The sequence below is a fragment of the Pseudoduganella albidiflava genome (assembly GCF_004322755.1).
GTDB classification, from domain to species: Bacteria; Pseudomonadota; Gammaproteobacteria; order Burkholderiales; family Burkholderiaceae_D; genus Rugamonas; species Rugamonas albidiflava.
Genome location: NZ_CP036401.1, coordinates 3324067 through 3344025, shown reverse-complemented (window position 1 = coordinate 3344025; position 19959 = coordinate 3324067). Strand labels below are relative to the sequence as shown.

Below are 19959 nucleotides of genomic sequence, written 5' to 3'. Positions count from 1 at the left end.
GCATGCAGATCCTTCCACTGAACCTGGTCGGCGCCGTGCGCCGGTCCGGCTCGCCGGCGCCGGCCGATGAGCAAGCAGGTCCGCAGCACGCGGCGGCCGGCGTGGCCGTGCGCGCCGCCGCCGTCACCAAGCGCTTCGGCCAGAACGTGATCCTCGACGGGCTCGACCTGGAAATCCGTCCCGGCGAATTCGTCGCGCTGCTGGGCCGCAGCGGCTGCGGCAAGACCACGCTGCTGCGCACGCTGGCCGGCCTGGACGGCATCACGTCCGGCTCGCTGCAAGTGCCGCGGGCGCTGGCGGCGGCGTTCCAGGAACCGCGGCTGATGCCATGGAAGCGTGCCTGGCGCAACGTCACGCTGGGCCTGCGGATTCCGCAAGCCCGTGAACGGGCCCGCGAAGCGCTGGCCGAAGTGGGGCTGGCGCACCGCGAGAACGCGTGGCCGGCCACGCTGTCTGGCGGCGAGGCGCAGCGCGTGGCGCTGGCCCGGGCCCTGGTGCGCGAACCGCAACTGCTGCTGCTCGACGACCCGTTCGCCGCGCTGGACGCGCTGACCCGCATCCGGATGCACCGCCTGATCCTGCAGCTGTGGGCGCGGCACCGCCCGGCCGTGCTGCTCGTCACGCACGACGTCGACGAAGCGATCCTGCTGGCCGACCGCGTGCTGGTGCTGGAACAGGGCCGTTTCGTCGCCGATATCGCGGTGCGCGAAGCGCGCCCGCGCAGCGCCGAGCGCCACGGCTTCCAGCAACTGCGCGCCCGGCTGCTGCATCTGCTGGGCGTCGAGGCCGACGAGCCTGCCGACCCTGCCGCCGGCGCCGGCGCCGAACCCGAACTCCACTACGCCCACCACTGACCATGGCACCTTCCATCCTTCGCCTGCCGCCGGCCGCACTGCCGCAGCATGACCTCGACAGCCCCGCCTTCGCGGCCTTGCTGGCGCAACTGGGCGCCGAATTCGCCGCCACCGCCGCGGTCCACGACCGCGACGGCACGTTTCCCCATGCGAACTTCGAGCGGCTGCAGGAACTGAACCTGACCGGCCTGACGGTGCCGCGCGCGCTGGGCGGCGCCGGTGCCACGCTGGCGCAAACAGCCCGGGTGATCGCCGCCGTGGCGCGCGGCGAACCCTCCACCGCACTGGTGCTGGCGATGACATACCTGCACCATGCCTCGCCGAAGCACGCGAAACGCTGGCCCCGCCACCTGCTGGAGCGGGTCGCCCACGACACGGTGGCCAACGGGGCGCTGGTCAATGCGCTGCGCGTTGAACCGGAACTGGGCACGCCGGCCCGCGGCGGGCTGCCCGGCACGGTGGCACGCCGCACGCCCGAGGGCTGGCGCATCAGCGGGCGCAAGATCTATTCGACCGGCATCCCGCGGCTGACGTGGCTGGCCGTGTGGGCGCGCAGCGACGATGACACGCCGCTGGTGGGCAGCTGGCTGGTGCACCGCGACACGCCGGGCATCCGCGTCATCGAGAACTGGGACCACCTGGGCATGCGCGCCACCGGCAGCCATGAAGTGGTGTTCGACGATGTGCTGGTGCCGCTGGAGCACGCGGTCGACGTGGCGCCGGCCGGCAGCACGCCGGACCTCGATTCGGCGCTGCTGCTGTGGATGTCCGTGCTGCTGTCGGCGCTGTACGACGCGGTGGCCCGCAACGCCCGCGACTGGCTGGCGCAATGGCTGGCCGGGCGTGTGCCGGCCAACCTGGGCGCGCCGCTGGCCAGCCTGCCGCGTTTCCAGGAAGCGCTCGGCCAGGTCGACACGTGGCTGTTCTCGAACCGCGTGCTGATCGATACCGCCGCCACGGGCGGCATCGACCCGGCCGATGCGTTCCGCGTCAAGTACCTGGTCACCGGCCAGGCCATCGCCGCCGTCGAAAAAGCCGTGGAACTGGCCGGCAACCCGGCGCTCGCCCGCGGCAATCCGCTGGAACGCCATTACCGCGACGTGCTGTGCAGCCGCATCCACACGCCGCAGAACGACACGATCCTGGCCGGCGCCGGCAAGGCCGCATTCGCCGCGCTGGCGGCCGCCACACCCTCTCCCTCACTGTAGTCACAACCTTCAAGGACCCATCATGAGCATCGAATTCATCGGCTTCTCCGCCACCCAGGAAGTGACCGAAACCATCCTGGCCAGCGGTCCCGTCGTCAACAAGAGCTATCTCGGCGCGGTGGCTCGCGCCCATGAATACGCCGGCTTCGACCGCGTGCTGGTGGCCCACAGCAGCGGTTCGGTGGACGGCTTCCAGGTGGCCGCCTACATCGCCCATGAAACGGAGAAACTGGGCATCCTGCTGGCGCACCGGCCCGGTTTCGTGGCGCCCACGCTGGCGGCGCGCCAGCTGGCCACGCTCGACCATTTCTCGGATGGCCGCCTGGCGGTGCACATCATCAGCGGCGGCGACGATACCGAACAGCAGCGCGATGGCGATTTCCTCACGCACGACGAGCGCTATGCGCGCAGCGACGAGTTCCTCGACGTGGTGAGGAAGACCTGGACCTCGGAAGGCGCGTGGAACCATGAGGGCACGCACTACCGCCATGTCGGCCAGAACGCCGGCGTGCGCCCGGTGCGCGGCCAGCACCTGCCGATCTACTTCGGCGGTTCGTCGGACGCGGCGATCGAGGTGGCCGGCAAGCATGCCGACGTGTACGCGCTGTGGGGCGAATCGCTGGCCCAGGTGGCCGAGACGATCGGCAAGGTGCGCGCCGCCGCGGCGCGCCACGGCCGGGCCGACCAGATCCGCTTCAGCCTGTCGCTGCGCCCGGTGCTGGCGGCGACCGAGGAAGCGGCATGGGCCAGGGCGGAGGCGATCGTGGCCCGCGCCGGCGAGCAGATCCAGCACAACAAGTTCTACAGCTCGCGGCCGAAGCAGCCGGCCAACGCCGGGTCGCAGCGCCTGCTGGAGACGGCGGCGCAGGGCAAGGTGGTCGACGAGCGGCTGTGGACCGGCATCGCCGCCCTGACGAATGCGGCCGGCAATTCCACCGGCCTGGTGGGCACGCCGGAACAGGTGCGCGATGCGCTGCTGAAGTACTGGGAACTGGGCGTGACGACTTTCCTGATCCGCGGCTTCGACCCGATCCAGGACGCGCTGCAATACGGCCGCGAACTGATCGCGCTGGTGCGCGAAGCCGTGGCGGCGCGCGAGGCGGCTGGAGAACAAGACCGGCTGGCGGCCTGAGGGAAAACCGATGAGCGAGCGTAGCGAATTGATCATCGCCAGCCAGTTCAGCCCGGCCGTCAACGCGCTGCTGTCCGAGCGCGCCGGGCTGGCCGTGCGCGACGTGCCGCCCGGCCCGCTGCACGACTTGCCGGATGCCGACGTGCTGTTCGCGCTGCCGGCGCCGAAAGGGCAATCGCTGAAGGTGGCGCCGCCGCCGCCCAACTGGCCCTCGGTGCGCTGGGTGCAGCTGGCGTCGGTGGGCATCGATTACTACCCGGACTGGCTGTTCGACGGCCCGGTCGTCACGTCGGCGCGCGGCACGGCGTCGGTCGCCATCGCCGAGTATGTGCTGGCGGCGATCTTCAGCGCGGCCAAGCGCATCCCGGAGATCTGGCTGTCGCAGGCGGCCGACTGGCGCCGCATGGAACTGGCGGTGGTGCACGGCGGCACGCTGGGCCTGTACGGCTTCGGCTCGATCGGGCAGGAAGTGGCGCGCCGCGCGGTGGCGCTGGGCTTGCGCGTGCTGGCGGTGCGCCGCTCGGAAACACCGTTCGACGTGCCCGGCGTGGAAGCCGTGCGCTCGATCGAGGAACTGCTGGAACGCTCCGATCACCTGGTACTGGCCGCGCCGTCCACGCCGGCCACGCGCCATGCGATCAACCGCGCCACGCTGGCGCACGCGAAACCCGGCCTTCACCTGATCAATATCGCGCGCGGCAACCTGGTCGACCACGATGCACTGCATGCCGCGCTGGACGAAGGACGGGTGGCGCTGGCGACACTGGACGTGACGGAGCCGGAACCGCTGCCGGCCGGGCATCCGTTCTACGGCCATCCGAACGTGCGCCTGTCGCCGCATATTTCGCCCAGCTCTGACCGCATCGTGCCGGCGCTGGTCGAGAAATTCCTGTCGAACCTGGACCGCTTCCGCAGCGGCCGGCCGCTGGCCGATGTCGTCGATACGGCGCGCGGCTACTGACCACCATCACAAGGAAAAACCCATGAGCAGTCCCGCACCATTGCATTCCGCGCCGTTGTCCCGTCCCCACCTGCGCCAGGTGGGCCGCGGTGGGGATACCTATCCGCGCCCGGCGATCTACAACGCGCCGCGCGATGCGGAAGGCAGGATCGTGTTCGCCGTGCCGCCGCCGCAGCCCACCGTGGAAGCCGAGCGCCGCCACCGCAAGGAGCGGCTGGCCGTGTCGTTCCGGCTGTTCGCCCGCTATGGCTTCGACATGGGCGGTGCCGGCCACATCACGGCGCGCGATCCCGAATTCCCGGACCATTTCTGGGTCAATCCGGCCGGCGTGTATTTCGGCCATGTGCGCGTGTCGGACCTGCTGCTGGTCAGCCACGACGGCAGGGTCGTCGAAGGCGATGGCCTGCTGAACCGGGCCGCCTTCGCGATCCACTCGGAATTGCACAAGGCCCGGCCGGACGTGATTGCCGCCGCCCACTCCCACGGCCTGTGGGGCAAGGCGTTCGCCGCGCAGGGCCGCCTGCTGGCACCGCTGACGCAGGATTCCTGTGCCTTCTACGAGGACCATGCCATCTTCTCCGACTTTTCAGGCGTGGTGCTCGACGCCAGCGAGGGGCAGCGCATTGCCGAAACGCTGGGCCCGCGCAAGGCGGTGATCCTGCAGAACCACGGCTTGCTGACGGTGGGGCAGACGGTGGAATCGGCCGTCTGGCGCTATATCGCCTTCGAGAACGCGGCCCAGGCGCAATTGCTGTCCGAGGCAGCCGGCACGCCGCGGCCGATCCCCCACGAGGTGGCGCTGCACACCGCCGGCCAGATGGGTTCCGAGGCGGGCGGCTGGTTCAGTTTCCAGCCGCTGTGGGACGTGATCACGCGCGAAGAACCCGACCTGTTCGACTGAAAGGAGACACCATGTCCACTGCTACCGTGTCCCAAGCCACACTGTCGCCGAGGGAAAATCTCCGGGTGCAACGGCCGGCGCCGGCGGCGCTGAAGGGCGGCGCGCTGGCCGGCGTGTCGCATGCACCGGATGGCGGCTGGCTGCGCGGGCGCGGCGTGGCCGCTTCGGCGGCGCTGCATGGCGCGGCGCTGCTGGCCGCGTGGGCGCTGTCGGGCACCGCCAGCGACGCGCCGCCACCCGCGCCGGTGGTGGAGCTGATCCGGCTGCAGCCGGAAGCGCTCAAGCCGCCACCGCCGCCGCCACCCGAACCGGAACCGGAACCGGAAAAACCGAAGCAGCTGACGGCGGCCAGGCCAGCCCCGGTGCCGCTGCCGGTGCCGAAGACAGTCGCCGCTTCGGCCGACGAAGCGGAAACCACGCCGCCGCCGGACCCGCCGCGCCAGGTCGCGCCGATCGGCCCGGTCACGCCGGCGCCACCGGCGCCCGTCGCCCAGGTGCCCGCGCCGCCGTCCGCGCCGCCCGCGCCCAGGCAGATCGCCACCGACGGCATCCCGACCGACTACGTGAACCAGGTGTACGCGCGCATCAACCGCAGCACCGAGTATCCGCGCGAAGCGAAGATGCGCCGCCAGCAGGGCAGGGTGGGGTACCGGCTGACCCTGAGTCCGCAGGGCGCGCTGCTCGGCGTGGACATCCAGACGTCCGGGAACGATGTGCTGGACGAGGCGGCCCGGCAAGCCATCCAGCGCGCGGCGCCTTTCCCGGCATTGCCGGACCTGGGCGGCAGCAGCTACCTGCTGGCCGGGAACATCGTCTTCAAGCTGAACTAAACACGAACGACCGAAGCACACAACCGAGGCACGCACAACCGAAGCACGCAGAACCGAAGCACATACAACGCGCAAACCAAGACAAGGATCCATCATGCAGATCGCCAACCACCTCGGTCCGCTGGAACTGTTCCAGCAGGCCGACATCATCGTCAAGTCCATCATCGTGCTGCTGGTCGTCGCTTCCGTGGCCAGCTGGGGCGTCATCGTCGACAAGCTGCTGCGTTTCGCCAGCCTGCGGCGCCACGCCGCCAACTGGTCCGCCGCGCTGGCCGGACAACGCTCGCTGGGACGCCTGGCCAACGAGCTGCGCCAGCATGCGCAAGACCCGTTCGCCCGTATCTACCACGCCATCGCCGATGAATGGCATGCCAGCCACCACCAGCATTTACACGCCACGCCAGCGGGCAAGGACAGCCTGAAGGAGCGCATCAACCGGGTCGGCCAGATCGCCACCAGCGGCGAAGCCGAGCAGCTTCAGAAGGGCTTGCAGCTGCTGGCGACGATCGGTTCGGTGGCGCCCTTCGTCGGCCTGTTCGGTACCGTGTGGGGCATCATGAACGCGTTCCAGGGCATCGCCGCCAGCAACAACACCAGCCTGGCCGTCGTCGCGCCCGGCATCGCCGAAGCGCTGTTCGCCACGGCGCTGGGCCTGGTGGCGGCGATACCCGCGGTGGTCGCGTACAACCGCATCTCCGGCGACCTGAATCACTACGCCGGCCGGCTGGCCACGCTGGTCGGGCTGGTCGAAGTGCAGCTGTCGCGCCAGCTGGAATCGGGCGAGCCGCTGCCGGACCTGCCGGAACCGGCCACCCGAAATGAGCGCGCCGCCACGCTGGCCGTGCAGGGAGCCTGAGCATGGGCGCGAAACTCCAGACAGGACCGGCCCACCGCGTGGGCCCTGTCAGCGACATCAACGTGACGCCGCTGGTGGACGTGATGCTGGTGCTGCTCATCATCTTCATGGTGGCCGCGCCGATGATGGCGGCCGGCGTGAAGGTCGACCTGCCGACGTCGAACGCCCGGCCGCTCGAGGAACCGAAGGCGCCGGTCGTGGTCAGCATCGACGCCGCCGGCACGGTGTACGTGAACCAGACCGCCGTCGCCGCCGGCAGCGCGGACGATGCCGGCAACCTGGTCGAACTGGTGGCCAGGGAAGCGGGCGGCGACAAGGAACGGCGCGTGCACCTGCGTGGCGACCAGGCGCTGGCCTACGGGAACATCGTCAGGACGATGGGTACCCTCAACGATGCCGGCTATGCGCGCATCGCGCTGGTCTCGGAACCTCCCCAACAATAACCTTCCCTGCGGAGCAAGACCATGGATTCGATGGATTCGAAGGGCGGCGCACGCCGCGCACTCCTGAAAGCAGCGGCGGGCACGGGGCTCGCCGCGCTGGCCGGGGCATCGGCCGCCTCGCTTGCGTGGGCCGCTCCGGCGCCACGCGACACCGTGCTGCGCATCGGCTCCTACAAGGGCGGCGACACGTATTACTTCAACGAAGCCGGCGTGGCGCAGCTGCCGTACCGCACGGACGTGGCGGAATTCGCGGCCGGCAACCTGATCGTCGAGGCACTGGCATCGGGCTCGCTGGATTTCGGCGGCATGAGCGAGATACCGCCGATCTTCGCGCTGGCCGGCAATGCGCCGATGAAGGTGATCGCCGTGCTGAAAGGCGACGTCAACAACCAGGTGGTCCTGGTGCCGAAGGACTCGACGCTGGCCGACGCGGCCCAGTTCAAGGGCAAGCGCATCGGCTTCGCGCGGTCGACCACGTCGCACTATTTCCTGCTGCGGCTCCTGCAGGAGCGGGGCCTGACGTTCAAGGACATCACGCCGGTACCGCTGTCGCCCCAGGATGGCCTGGCCGCGTTCCGCAGCGGCCAGCTGGACGCGTGGGTGATCTTCGGCCTGGTGGTGGAACTGGCCAAGCAGGGCGGCGCGCGCGTGTTCCGCACCGCCGACGGCTATTTGTCGGGCAACTATGTGTTGAGTGCCGCAACGAAGGCGATCGCCGACCCGGCCAAGCACGCCGCGATCGGCGACTACCTGACCCGGGTCGCCAGGGTCTACGACTGGATGAACCGCAACCCGGAAAAGTGGGCGGCGAAAAGCGGCCGGATCGCCGGCGTGTCGCCGCAGCTGTTCCTGGCCCAGACCAGGAACCGCAGCCAGCCCTACCGGCTCGTGCAGGTGAACGACGCGGCGATCCGCTCGCAGCAGCAGGTGGCCGATACCTTTGCCTCGGCAGGCCTGCTGGACCGGCGCCTCGATGTCGCGCCCGTGTGGGACCGCAGCTTCAGCCGGTACCTCGTCCCGGCCTGACCATTTTCACAAAATCAGAACAGGAACAACGCATGCATCGAACCAACAAGAAGACCGCCCTTCACCTTGCCCTGCTTGCCGCCGGGCTGGCCGGTGGCGGCACGGCGTGGGCGCAGCACCTTGGCCAGGTCCAGGACGTGGTGGTGACGACCGGGGTCCGCGGCGAAGCGCGCACGGTGGCGGACAGCCCGGCGCCGATCGACGTGATCAGCGGCGAACAGCTGATCCACACAGGGCGCGCCGAGCTGGCCGAGGCGCTGGCCCGGCTGCTGCCATCGTTCAATTTCGGCACCAACCAGGCGGGCGTGAACTCGGTGGTGCGCCCGGTGAGCAACCGGGGGCTGGGGCCGGCCTACACGCTGGTCCTCGTCAACGGCAAGCGGCGCCACAACGGCGCGCTGCTGACCAACGGCGGCGGCGACACGAGCGGCGTGAATGCGATCGACCTGGACACCATCCCGCTGGCGGCGATCGACCATGTCGAAGTGTTGAAGGACAGCGCCGCGGCCCAGTACGGGTCCGACGCGGTGGCCGGCGTCGTCAACGTGATCCTGAAAACGGCCGACCACGGCGGGCAGGTGCAGGTGGGCTATGGCGAACTGGAACACGGCAGCGGCGACACGCGCAACCGCAAGATCGAGGGCAATGCCGGTTTCCGGCTGGGCGAGGCGGGCTTCCTGCACCTCGGCGGCGCGGCGCGCAAGCGCGGCCAGAGCTGGGACAACTTCCCGGCCACCAACCTGGTCGCGTATTCTCCCGCGTCGAACCCGAAGAACGCCACGTGGAACCGCGATGGCGCGCACAACGGCGACCCGGGCATCGAAGCCTATGACGTCGGCTTCAACGCCGAGCTGCCTTACAACGCCGACGTGGTGCTCTATGCATTCGGCACGGCCGGCCACCGCAACACCGTGGCCGGCAACAATTTCCGGCGGCCGAACGGCCTGGCCACCATCGGCCAGCTCTTCCCCGACGGCTATTTCGCCCTCAATAACATGAGCGCCTACGATTACCAGCTCAACGTGGGGGCGCGCGGGCGCACGGCGGGATGGAACTGGGACCTGTCCAGCGGCTATGGCCGCAACCACGCGCGCCAGTACAGCAACCGGACGATCAATCCATCGCTGGGCCCGGCGTCGCCCACGCATTTCGACAACCTGGCCACCTACCGCTTCGAGCAGTGGACCAACAACCTCGACGCGACCCGCCAAGTGGCCATCGGCCAGGCAAAACCGCTGCAGTGGTCGTGGGGCGTGGAGCACCGCGTGGAACGGTTCTCGACATTTGCTGGCGACCCGCTGGGCTATGTCAATGGCGGCTACATTTTCCGCCCCGGCGACCAGGAAGGCGATCCGAACGTGGGCAAGCCGGCCGCCGTGGGCGCCCAGGCGGGCGTGGCGCTGTCGCCGGCCGACGCCACGCGGGTGCGGCGCACCGTGCTGGCCGCCTATAACGACCTGGGATTCCAGCCCACGGCGGCATGGTTCGTCGGCGGCGCGGTGCGCTTCGAACACTACGACGACAGCGCCGGCAACACGGTGAGCGGCAAGATCAACACCCGCTACGACCTCACGCCGCAGGTCGCGCTGCGCGGCACGGCCGGCTCGGGCTTCCGCGCACCGTCGCTGACGCAGGCCGGCTACTCGCAGACCGACAACCGCACCAACATCAACCCGGTGACGGGCGTGGTGGCGCCGAGCCTGTCGAAACTGCTGCGCAACGATTCCGCCCTGGCCCGCGCGTTCGGCGCGCGCGACCTGGAACCGGAGGAATCCGTGAACTTCGGGCTGGGACTCGTGTTCAAGCCGGCCGACAGCGTGAATGTCACGCTCGACGCCTACCAGGTGAGCGTCAAGGACCGCATCGTGCGCACCGGCTACATGTTCGGGCCGGCCTTCGCGCCGACGCTGCTGGCCGCGGGGCTGACGGGTTCCGAGTGGGTGCAGTACTTCGCCAACGGCGTCGATACCCGCACGCGCGGCGTCGACCTGGTGGCCGATGCCACGGGCGACTACGGCCGCTTCGGCGTGGTGCGCTGGGGCGCGGCGCTGAACTGGAACAAGACCACCATCACCAGCATCCATGCCGCGCCTGGCGCGATCACGGCGCTGGGCGCCAATCCGGGCGGCAGTTCCGTGTGGTTCGGCTATTCGGCCGGCGGCGGCATCGGCGACCTGACCGCCACGCCGCGCACCAAGCTGATCCTGTCGGCCCGCTGGTTTGCCGGACCGTTTGAAACCAGCCTGCAGACCACGCGCTACGACTCGTTCACGTGGCAGACCACGGCGAACCGCGCGCAGGACTACCACTTCGGCGCGAAGTGGCTGACGGACCTGGATGTCAGCTACGCGCTGACGAAGAAGGTCAGGCTGGTGGTGGGCGCGGCCAACCTGTTCGATGTCCGGCCGGACAAGAACGGTCCGGGCGACGCCAATACCGGCTCGAGCGGCTTTACCTATGGCCCGGCACCGTTCGCCCCGTCGGGCGTCTATTACTACGCCAAGGTGAGCCATGACTTTTAAACCGCAACGCCGCCGCGTGCTCGCGCTGCTGCCCGCTGCCGCGCTGGCCGCATGCAGTCCACGCGAGGCGGCGCAACCGGGTGCCGGCGCCGCGCCGCCCGACCTGTCCCGCGTGACCGTGGTGCTGGGCGACCAGGTCAACCTGCTGCGCACGAAAGCCGAGGCGGCCAATGTCCTGCAAGGCACGCCCTACACCATCCAGTGGGCCAGCTTCCAGGGCGCCGCGCCGCTGTTCGAGGCGGTGGTGTCGGGCGATGTCGATACGGCGATGGCCGCCGATACCCCGGCGCTGGCCGCGGCGGCCGGCGGCGCGCGCGTGAAAGTGGTGGCGGCCAGCGTGTCGTCGCCGTCGCTGGTGGCGATTCTCGTGCCGCCGGGTTCCCCGATCAAGTCGGTCGCCGACCTGAAAGGCCAGCAGGTGGTGGTTTCGTCGGCACGCGGCAGTGTCGCGCACTACCTGCTGTTCGGTGCGCTGCGCGAAGCGGGGCTGGGACCGGAAGCGGTGACCACCGGCTTCATGTTGCCCAGCGATGCGGCGGTGGCCTTTGCCGGCGGCCAGATCGAGGCCTGGGCCACCTTCGGCGTGTACCAGGCGGCGGCCGAGTTGCGCGGCGCCCGCGTGCTGCGCGACGGCGTGGGCATCAATTCCGGCATCGGCGTGATCGCCGCGTCCGACGCGGCGCTGGCCGATCCGGGCAAGCGTGCCGCGCTGGCCGACGTGCTGCAGCGCCTGGCCCGGTCGAACACCTGGGCCAATGCCCATCCCGAAGAGTATGGCCGGGTGTTCCAGAAGATCACCGGCCTGCCGCCGGAAGTCGTGCGCCGCGTCGTTGGCCGCGAGAAGCCGCAGCTGCGCGCCGTGGACGCGGCGATTGTCGCCCAGCTGCAGCAGGTGGCCGACGCGTTCTACGCGGCCAAGCTGTTCCCCCGCCGGGTCGACGCCGCAGCGCTGGTCGACCCGACCCTGTTCAACCCCAACCTGGGAGTTTCCGCATGAGCGACCGTCAATTGAAACTGGGCTTCATCCTGCATGGCGTGGGCCCCGGCTGGGGCGACTGGCGCCACCCCGACGCCAATCCCCGTGCCAGCACCGACATCGACTTCTACCTGCGCCAGGCCAAAGTGGCCGAAGCAGCCAGGTTCGATTTCCTGTTCGTGGCCGACAGCGTGCACATCACGGAGAAATCCAGCCCCCACTACCTGAACCGCTTCGAACCGCTGACGATCCTGTCGGCGCTGGCCACGCACACGCGCCATATCGGCCTGGTGGGCACGCTGACCGTCAGCTACAGCGAACCGTACACGGTGGCCCGGCAATTCGCCTCGCTGGACCATATCAGCCGGGGCCGGGCCGGCTGGAACGTGGTCACGTCGTGGCTGTCCGGCAGCGCGGAAAACTACGGCAAGCCCGTGCACCCGCCGCACGAGGTCCGCTACCGCATCGCCGCCGAGCACTTGCAAACGGTGCGGGGACTGTGGGATTCCTACGAGGACGACGCGCTGGTGCACGACAAGGCCAGCGGCCGCTTCATCGACCCGGGGAAATTGCATGCGCTGCACCACAAGGGCGAGTTCTTCTCCGTGCGGGGTCCGCTCAACATCGCCCGTTCGCCGCAGGGGCAGCCGGTGATCTTCCAGGCCGGCGCCTCGGAAGAAGGGCGCAACTTCGCCGCCCGGCATGCGGAAGCCATCTTTACCGAAGGCGCGTCGTTCGACGGGGCGAAGGCGTATTACGACGACATCAAGGCACGCGCCGCCGCGTTCGGCCGCGATCCTGCGCGGCTGGCCGTGCTGCCCGCGCTGCGCGCCATCGTCGGCCGCACGGAACAGGACGCCGAACGCCTGTATGGCGAAGCGGTCGGCCTGGTGCGCGTCGAGGATGCGCTGGTGGCGCTGGCGCGGGCCTTCAACGAACACGACCTGTCGCAGTATCCGCTGGACGGCCCGTTCCCCGATATCGCCGCGCACGGTGCGCAGAGCAACCGCAGCACGTCCGAACGGATCGTGGCGGCGGCCCGCGCGGAACAGCTGACGCTGCGGCAGGCGGCGTTGCGTTTCGCCAGCCCGCGCCGCGAGTTCGTCGGTACCGGCGCGCAGGTGGCCGATGCGATCGAACGCTGGTTCGACGGCGGTGCCGCCGACGGCTTCATCTTCTTCGAGACGCTGCCGTACCAGCTGGAAGCCTTCGCGGCCGAGGTGGTGCCGATCCTGCAGGAACGCGGACTGTTCCGGCGCGAGTACGAACACGCGACGCTGCGCGGCAACCTGGGCCTGGCCGTGCCGGAAAACCGCAACACCGCGGCGCGCCGGCGCCAGGCTGCCTGACGGGAGGATGCCATGACGAATCAAGAACCCGCGAATCAAGAACCCGCGAATCATGACCCCGCCAATCATGACCCCTCCAGTCACGAGCTGGCGACACCGCACCTGCCCGCGCCGCTGCGCGATTTCGTCGCCGGCTTCGACGTGCTGCTCGAGAGCGGGGCCGATGAGGCGGCGATCGTGGCGGAAGGCGGCGCGCTGCTGCGCGACCTGCTGCGCACCGATGGCTGGCTGTCGGCGGACGCGGCCCGGCCCGACCCCCAGTATTACCGGCAATACCTGCTGTACCTCGACCCGGAAGCGCGCTTTTCCATCGTCAGCTTTGTGTGGGGGCCGGGGCAGTCGACACCGATCCACGACCATACCGTGTGGGGCCTGGTCGGGCTGCTGCGGGGTGCCGAAGTGTCGCAGGCGTGGCGGCGGCTGGACGACGGCTCGCTGGTACCGGATGGCCCGCCGGTGCGGCTGGAGACCGGTTCGGTGACGGCGGTCTCGCCATCGCTGGGCGACATCCACCAGGTTTTCAATGCATACGAGGACCGGGTGTCCATCGGCATCCACGTGTATGGCGCCGATATCGGCGCCGTGGATCGCTCGGTGTACACGAGGGAAGGCGGCCGCAAGCCTTTCCGCTCCGGCTATGCCAACGCGGCTTGACCATTCAAGGACACCATGAGCAAACAAGTTACCGAAACCGGCGCAGCGGGCTTCCCGGCACGCTCCTTCGCCGAGGTGCGCGAGGCGCTGCTGGCCGGCCGCGAGATCGCGCTGCTGGACGTGCGGGAAGAAGATCCCCACGCGCAGGCCCACCCGCTGTTCGCCGCCAATTTTCCCTATGGCCGCATCGAGCTGGACGCCTGGACGAAACTGCCCCGGCGCGACGTGCCGGTGGTGGTGCTGGACGACGGCGAGGGCCTGGCCGGCGCCTCGGCGGCGCGCCTGCGTGAACTGGGCTACACGGATGTCGCCGTGCTGGAGGGCGGCATCGCGGGCTGGCGCGCGGCGGGCGGGGAGCTGTTCCGCGACGTCAACGTCCCGAGCAAGGCGTTCGGCGAACTGGTCGAAGCCAGGCGGCACACACCGTCGCTGTCCGCGCAGGAGGTGCAGGCACTGATCGACAGCCGCGCCGATATCGTCATCCTCGATGCGCGCCGCTACGACGAGTACCAGACCATGAGCATCCCCGGCAGCACCAGCGTGCCGGGCGGCGAGCTGGCGCTGCGCGCGCGGGAGCTGGCGCCGGATCCCCGGACGCGGGTGATCGTCAATTGCGCCGGGCGCACGCGCAGCATCATCGGCACGCAGTCGCTGATCAATGCCGGCTTGCCGAACCCCGTGGCGGCACTGCGCAACGGTACCATCGGCTGGACGCTGGCGGGCCAGCAGCTGGAACACGGCCAGTCGCGCCGCCATCCGCCCGTGACGGAAGCGAACCGGCTCAAGGCGGCCGCGGATGCCCGCGCGCTGGCCGACCGGGCCGGGGTGCGGCGCGTCGATACGCACGGCCTCGCGCTACTGCGCGGCGATGCGACGCGTACCACGTACTGCTTCGACATCCGCACCCCCGAAGAGTACGCGGACGGCAGCCTGCCGGGCTTCCGTTCGGCGCCGGGCGGCCAGCTGGTGCAGGAAACCGAGCAGTTCGCGCCCGTGCGGGGTGCCCGCTTCGTGCTGGCCGACAGCGACGGGGTGCGCGCCAACCTGACCGCTTCGTGGCTGCGGCAGCTGAATAACGAGGTGTACGTGGTCGATGGCCTGGCGCCGGCCGACTTCCGCGCCGCGCCGGCCTGGCAAGCCGAGGTACCCGCGCCGCCGGCCACGCCGGAAGTGGCGGCCGCCACGCTGGCCCGCTGGATCGACGACGACCCGCAAGGCACCGTGGTGCTGGATTTCACGAGCGGCGCCAACTACGTGAAGCGGCATATCCCGGGCGCGTTCTTCGCGCTGCGCTCGCAGCTGGCCGATGTGCTGGCGGGCCTGCCCGGGTCGGCGCGGCGCCTGGTGCTGACCTGCGGCAGCAGCCAGCTGGCCCGCTACGTGGCGGCGGACCTGCGGCCGCTGACGGCGCTGCCGGTGCAGGTGCTCACCGGCGGCACGGCGGCGTGGATCGGCGCCGGGCTGCCGGTCGAGGAGGGCGCCACCCGCCTGGCATCGCCGCTGATCGACCGCTACCGCCGTCCCTACGAAGGCACCGACAACCGGCAGGAAGCCATGCAGGCCTACCTGGACTGGGAATTCGGACTGGTCGACCAACTGGCGCGCGACGGGACGCACGGCTTCCAGGTCCTGGACGCAGACCCGGCGGACTGACCCTTCGGCAGGCTGCGGTATCAGTTTTACAACACTCTTGGCGCGACAGCCAACCGGGGACAGTCCCCTTTTCGAGGGAATATTTTAGAAGCCACCCCAAGTGCAGATTCCGGGGTCAGACCCGCCGGGTCTGACCCCAGCCCTTCGCTGCTGGGGTGAATGCATGCGCTTTCAATGTCTCGTGTGACCGTTAACTTTACGGATTCAAGGACTATCCCCAGTGGTTTTGGTGTGTGAACGGGCGCTTGTCACCACAAGCTTTCCGGAGTTACCATGACGTTAATATCAGGTCACCTGATATCGACACCATAATAACCGGAGACCCCATGCACACATCCTTCCGTACGTCCCTGACGGCGATAGCGCTCGCCGCGGCGCTGGCCGCGTGTGGCGGCAGCAGCACCCAGGCCACGTCCACGCATCTCGCCGCGGCCACCGGCGCCACGCTGTCCAGCTGCACCGACCTCGCCGCGAAGGCGGCCTTCGCCAACACCTCGATCACGTCGGCCACGCTGGCGCCGGCCGGCAGCGTGACGCAGACCCTGAACGGCGTGGCCACGCCGATGCCGGAGCATTGCGTGGTGCTCGGCAAGATGAACGAACGCACGGGCGTGGATGGCCGGCCGTATGCGATCGGCTTCGAGATGCGCCTGCCGCGCGACTGGAACGGCCGCTTCTTCTACCAGGCCAATGGCGGCAACGACAGCAGCATCAGCGGCGGCAACGCGGCGTTCGGCAACCTGCCGGGTGGCGGCCCGTCCAGCAATGCGCTGCTGCAGGGCTATGCGGTGATCAGTTCCGACGCCGGCCACGTGCCCGATGCGACCCGGCCGGGGGCGATCGCCGGGCAGGTGTATGGCCTCGACCCGCAGGCGCGCCTCGACTATGGCTACAACGCGGTGGGCCAGCTGACGCCGATGGCGAAGAACCTGATCAAGGCGGCCTATGGCAAGGGGCCGGACCGCTCGTACATCGTCGGCTGCTCGAACGGCGGCCGGCACGGGCTGGTGGCGGCCAGCCGTTTCGGCGACCAGTACGACGGCGTGCTGGCCGGCGCGCCCGGCTACAACCTGCCGCAGGCGGCCGTCACGCAGATGTGGGATGCGCAGGCCCTGGCCAGCGCGGCGCCGCGCGGTGCCGATGGCCGGCCGAACATCGGCGCCGGCTTCTCCGACCTCGACCTGCGCCTGGTCGCCGGCAAGATTCTGGAACGCTGCGATGCGCTCGACGGTGCCACCGACGGCATGGTCGCGGACACCGCGCGCTGCCAGGCCACGTTCTCGCTGGCGAAGGATGTGCCCACGTGTACCGCGTCGCCGGACGGCACGTGCCTGACGGCCACGCAGAAGGCGGCGCTGCAGAAGGTCTACGATGGCCCGAAAGACTCGGCCGGAAAGGCCCTGTATGCGCGCTGGTCGTGGGACCCGGGACTGGCGGCCGGCGGCTGGCGCGTGTGGAAGCTGGGTTCGGCGACCGCCCCGGGCTTGACGGCCACGCTGGGCGCGCCATCGATGGCACTGATTTTCTCGACGCCGCCAGCCGATCCCGCCGCGCTGACCTCCAGCGGCACGGCGCTGCTCGACTACGCGCTGAACTTCAGCTTCGACACGGATGCCGCGAAAATATACGCCACCACGGACCGGTTCAAGGAATCGTCGATGTCGTTCATGACCCCCGCCACGCCGGGCCGGCTCGACACGCTGCGTGGCCGCGGCGGCAAGGTGCTGGTGTTCCACGGCGTGAGCGACCCGGTGTTTTCGTTCGACGACACGGTAAAGTGGCTCGACGCGCTGAAGGCGAACTACGCCGACACGCCATCGTTCGCCCGCGTGTTCGCCGTACCCGGCATGAATCACTGCTCCGGCGGCCCGGCAACCGACCAGTTCGACATGCTGACCCCGCTGGTGGACTGGGTGGAGAAGGGCGTCGAACCGGAGGCGATCCGCGCCACGGCGCGCACGGCCAGCGCCAATCCGGGCCTCGGCACCATCCCCGCAGGCCGGTCGCGGCCACTGTGCAGCTGGCCGAAAGTGGCGACCTACGCCGGCGGCAATATCGACGACGCGGCCAGCTTCGCCTGCAAATAAGCAGGCAGAAAAACAGGCAGAAAAAAATACTTGTCAGGCTACCTGATTAGGGCTAGTATGAACTTCATATCAGGTAGCCTGATAAAGCAGACAAACCAGACAAACCAGACAAAGCAATGACACCGAGGAGACAGGCATGAGCAACTACGAAGGACGCTGGCAAACCGTGAAAGTGGACGTGGCGGAAGGCATCGGCTGGATCACGCTGAACCGTCCGGAAAAGCGCAACGCGATGAGCCCCACGCTGAACCGCGAAATGATCGACGTGCTGGAAACGCTGGAACTGGACGACGACGCGCAGGTGATCGTGCTGACGGGCGCCGGCGAATCCTGGTCGGCCGGCATGGACCTGAAGGAGTACTTCCGCGAGACCGACGGCAAGCCGGAAATCACCCAGGAACGGATCCGCCGCGATTGCTCGCAATGGCAGTGGAAGCTGCTGCGCATGTACAGCAAGGCCACCATCGCGATGGTCAACGGCTGGTGCTTCGGCGGCGCGTTCTCGCCGCTGGTGGCGTGCGACCTGGCGATCGCCGCCGACGATGCCGTGTTCGGCCTGTCGGAAGTGAACTGGGGCATCCCGCCGGGGAACCTGGTCAGCAAGGCCGTGGCGGACACGATGGGCCACCGCCAGGCGCTGCACTACATCATGACGGGCGAGACCTTCACCGGCAGGCAGGCGGCCGAGATGGGCCTGGTCAACCGCAGCGTGCCCAAGGAAGAACTGCGCGACGCCGTGATCGCGCTGGCGCGCAACCTGCTCGAAAAGAATCCGGTGGTGCTGCGCTACGCCAAGCAGGGCTTCAAGCGTGCCCGCGAGCTGACCTGGGAGCAGGGCGAGGACTACCTGTACGCGAAGACCGACCAGTCGAACTACCGCGACCCGGAAAAGGGCCGCAAGGAAGGCCTGAAGCAGTTCCTGGACGACAAGACCATCAAGCCGGGCCTGCAAGCCTACAAGCGCGGCTGATCGCGCGCCGCGCAAGCCATCCTTTATAGTACGGGCCGGCCACAAGAGTCACGACGACCTGCCGGCCCACGAGAATACCGAGGAGACACCATGTTCGAGACCGATCTGCTGGTGGACGGCCGCCCGTCCGCCGCTTCGAACGGCGCCGCATTCGAGCGCCGCAACCCCGCCAATGGCGACACCGCCACCCGCGCGGCGGCAGCCACCGTCGACGACGCCCGGCGCGCCGCCGATGCCGCCCAGCGCGCCTTCCCGGCCTGGTCGGCCATGCCGCCGGCCGAACGCCGCGCCCTGCTGCTGAAGGCGGCCGACACGATGGAAAAATACCGCGCCGAGTTCGTGGCGCGCGGCGTCGCCGAAGCGGGCGGCAGCCCGATCTGGTACGGCTTCAATGTGACGCTGGCGGCCAACATGCTGCGCGAGGCGGCCGGCATGACGACGCAGATCGCCGGCGAAGTGATTCCGTCGGACGTGCCGGGATCGCTGGCGATGGGCGTGCGCCAGGCCTGCGGCGTGGTGCTGGGCATCGCGCCGTGGAATGCGCCGGTGATCCTGGGCACGCGCGCGGTAGCGATGCCGCTGGCCTGCGGCAATACCGTGGTCCTGAAAGCCTCCGAACAATGCCCGGCCCTGCACCGGCTGATCGGCACCGTCTTCGAGGAAGCGGGCTTCCCGGCCGGCGTCGTCAACGTGATCACCAATGCGCCGCAGGATGCGGCTGCCGTGGTGGAAACGCTGGTCGCCCACCCGGCGGTGCGGCGCATCAACTTCACTGGGTCGACCCACGTGGGCCGCATCATCGCGCAGCAGGCGGCGAAACACCTGAAGCCGGTGCTGCTGGAACTGGGCGGCAAGAACCCGGTCGTGGTGCTGGACGATGCGGACATCGATGCCGCCGTGGAAGCGGCGGCGTTTTCGTCGTTCTTCAACCAGGGCCAGATCTGCATGTCGGCCGACCGTATCCTGGTCGACCGCAAGATCGCCCCGGCCTTCCTGGAAAAATTCGCCGCCAAGACGGCGACGCTGAAGGCGGCCCACGCCGATGCGCCGCTGGCCGGCATGGTCGACCCGGCTGCCGCGCAGCGCGTGGCGGCGCTGGTGCGCGATGCGGTGGAGCGCGGCGCGACCGTGCTCCCGGCGGTGCCGAGCGCGGACGGCAACCTGCTGCAACCGGCGATCATCGACGGCGTGACGCCGGACATGGCCGCGTACCGCGAGGAAGCGTTCGGGCCGGTGGTCTCGATCGTGCGTTTCGATGGCGACGAAGAGGGCATCCGGCTGGCCAACGACAGCGAATACGGGCTGTCCGCCGCGGTGTTCAGCCGCGATATCGGCCGTGCGATAACGGTGGCGCGCCGCATCGAATCGGGCATCTGCCACATCAACGGGCCCACCGTGCACGACGAGGCGCAGATGCCGTTCGGCGGCGTGAAGGCCAGCGGCTACGGGCGCTTCGGCGGCAAGGCCGCGATCGCCGAATTCACGGACCTGCGCTGGATCACGGTGCAGACCACGCCGCGCCACTACCCGATCTGAG

17 protein-coding genes are annotated in these 19959 nt (G+C 69.4%); all 17 read left to right on the top strand.

Annotated elements, in window-relative coordinates; translation table 11 throughout:
• The first annotated feature begins 2 nt into the window (after positions 1–2).
• Positions 3–854 (top strand): ABC transporter ATP-binding protein, encoded by an 852-nt coding sequence (locus EYF70_RS13865; RefSeq protein ID WP_131145937.1) that lies wholly within the window; start codon positions 3–5, stop codon positions 852–854.
• Positions 855–856: 2 nt separating this feature from the next.
• On the top strand, positions 857–2062 hold the full coding sequence (locus EYF70_RS13860) for an acyl-CoA dehydrogenase family protein (protein ID WP_131145936.1): 1206 nt from the start codon (positions 857–859) through the stop codon (positions 2060–2062).
• 22 nt (positions 2063–2084) lie between these two features.
• Positions 2085–3194 carry an LLM class flavin-dependent oxidoreductase gene (locus tag EYF70_RS13855; protein ID WP_131145935.1) on the top strand — a complete coding sequence of 370 codons (1110 nt, stop codon included), beginning with the start codon at positions 2085–2087 and terminating at the stop codon, positions 3192–3194.
• Between the two features lie 10 nt (positions 3195–3204).
• The gene (locus tag EYF70_RS13850; protein WP_131145934.1) at positions 3205–4155 is read left to right on the top strand and encodes a D-isomer specific 2-hydroxyacid dehydrogenase family protein; all 951 of its coding nucleotides are present in this window, start codon (positions 3205–3207) and stop codon (positions 4153–4155) included.
• A 22-nt stretch (positions 4156–4177) separates the two neighbouring features.
• Positions 4178–5056, top strand: a complete 879-nt coding sequence (locus EYF70_RS13845; RefSeq protein ID WP_131145933.1) for a class II aldolase/adducin family protein — start codon at positions 4178–4180, stop codon at positions 5054–5056.
• Between the two features lie 11 nt (positions 5057–5067).
• On the top strand, positions 5068–5886 hold the full coding sequence (locus EYF70_RS13840; RefSeq protein ID WP_131145932.1) for a TonB family protein: 819 nt from the start codon (positions 5068–5070) through the stop codon (positions 5884–5886).
• A 94-nt stretch (positions 5887–5980) separates the two neighbouring features.
• Positions 5981–6742, top strand: coding sequence for a MotA/TolQ/ExbB proton channel family protein (locus EYF70_RS13835; protein ID WP_131145931.1), 762 nt, complete (start codon positions 5981–5983; stop codon positions 6740–6742).
• 2 nt (positions 6743–6744) lie between these two features.
• Positions 6745–7185, top strand: a complete 441-nt coding sequence (gene tolR / locus EYF70_RS13830) for a protein TolR (RefSeq protein ID WP_131145930.1) — start codon at positions 6745–6747, stop codon at positions 7183–7185.
• Between the two features lie 21 nt (positions 7186–7206).
• A complete protein-coding gene (locus EYF70_RS13825; RefSeq protein WP_131145929.1) occupies positions 7207–8211 on the top strand; it encodes an ABC transporter substrate-binding protein in 1005 nt (334 codons plus the stop codon).
• Between the two features lie 32 nt (positions 8212–8243).
• On the top strand, positions 8244–10733 hold the full coding sequence (locus EYF70_RS13820) for a TonB-dependent receptor plug domain-containing protein (RefSeq protein WP_131145928.1): 2490 nt from the start codon (positions 8244–8246) through the stop codon (positions 10731–10733).
• A complete protein-coding gene (locus tag EYF70_RS13815) occupies positions 10723–11730 on the top strand; it encodes an ABC transporter substrate-binding protein (protein ID WP_131145927.1) in 1008 nt (335 codons plus the stop codon). Before EYF70_RS13820 ends, EYF70_RS13815 begins: the two co-directional genes overlap by 11 nt.
• Complete coding sequence (locus EYF70_RS13810) at positions 11727–13058, top strand: LLM class flavin-dependent oxidoreductase (RefSeq protein WP_131145926.1); 1332 nt, start codon at positions 11727–11729, stop codon at positions 13056–13058. The genes EYF70_RS13815 and EYF70_RS13810 overlap by 4 nt, the downstream gene beginning before the upstream one ends.
• 12 nt (positions 13059–13070) lie before the next feature.
• The gene (locus EYF70_RS13805) at positions 13071–13712 is read left to right on the top strand and encodes a cysteine dioxygenase family protein (RefSeq protein ID WP_131145925.1); all 642 of its coding nucleotides are present in this window, start codon (positions 13071–13073) and stop codon (positions 13710–13712) included.
• Between the two features lie 15 nt (positions 13713–13727).
• Positions 13728–15365: a rhodanese-related sulfurtransferase gene (locus EYF70_RS13800; RefSeq protein WP_131145924.1), complete on the top strand. Its 1638-nt coding sequence runs from the start codon at positions 13728–13730 to the stop codon at positions 15363–15365.
• Between the two features lie 326 nt (positions 15366–15691).
• On the top strand, positions 15692–17452 hold the full coding sequence (locus EYF70_RS13795; RefSeq protein ID WP_131145923.1) for a tannase/feruloyl esterase family alpha/beta hydrolase: 1761 nt from the start codon (positions 15692–15694) through the stop codon (positions 17450–17452).
• Positions 17453–17588: 136 nt separating this feature from the next.
• Positions 17589–18422: a p-hydroxycinnamoyl CoA hydratase/lyase gene (locus EYF70_RS13790; protein ID WP_131145922.1), complete on the top strand. Its 834-nt coding sequence runs from the start codon at positions 17589–17591 to the stop codon at positions 18420–18422.
• 90 nt (positions 18423–18512) lie between these two features.
• Positions 18513–19958 carry an aldehyde dehydrogenase gene (locus EYF70_RS13785; RefSeq protein WP_131145921.1) on the top strand — a complete coding sequence of 482 codons (1446 nt, stop codon included), beginning with the start codon at positions 18513–18515 and terminating at the stop codon, positions 19956–19958.
• Position 19959: the final 1 nt, after the last annotated feature.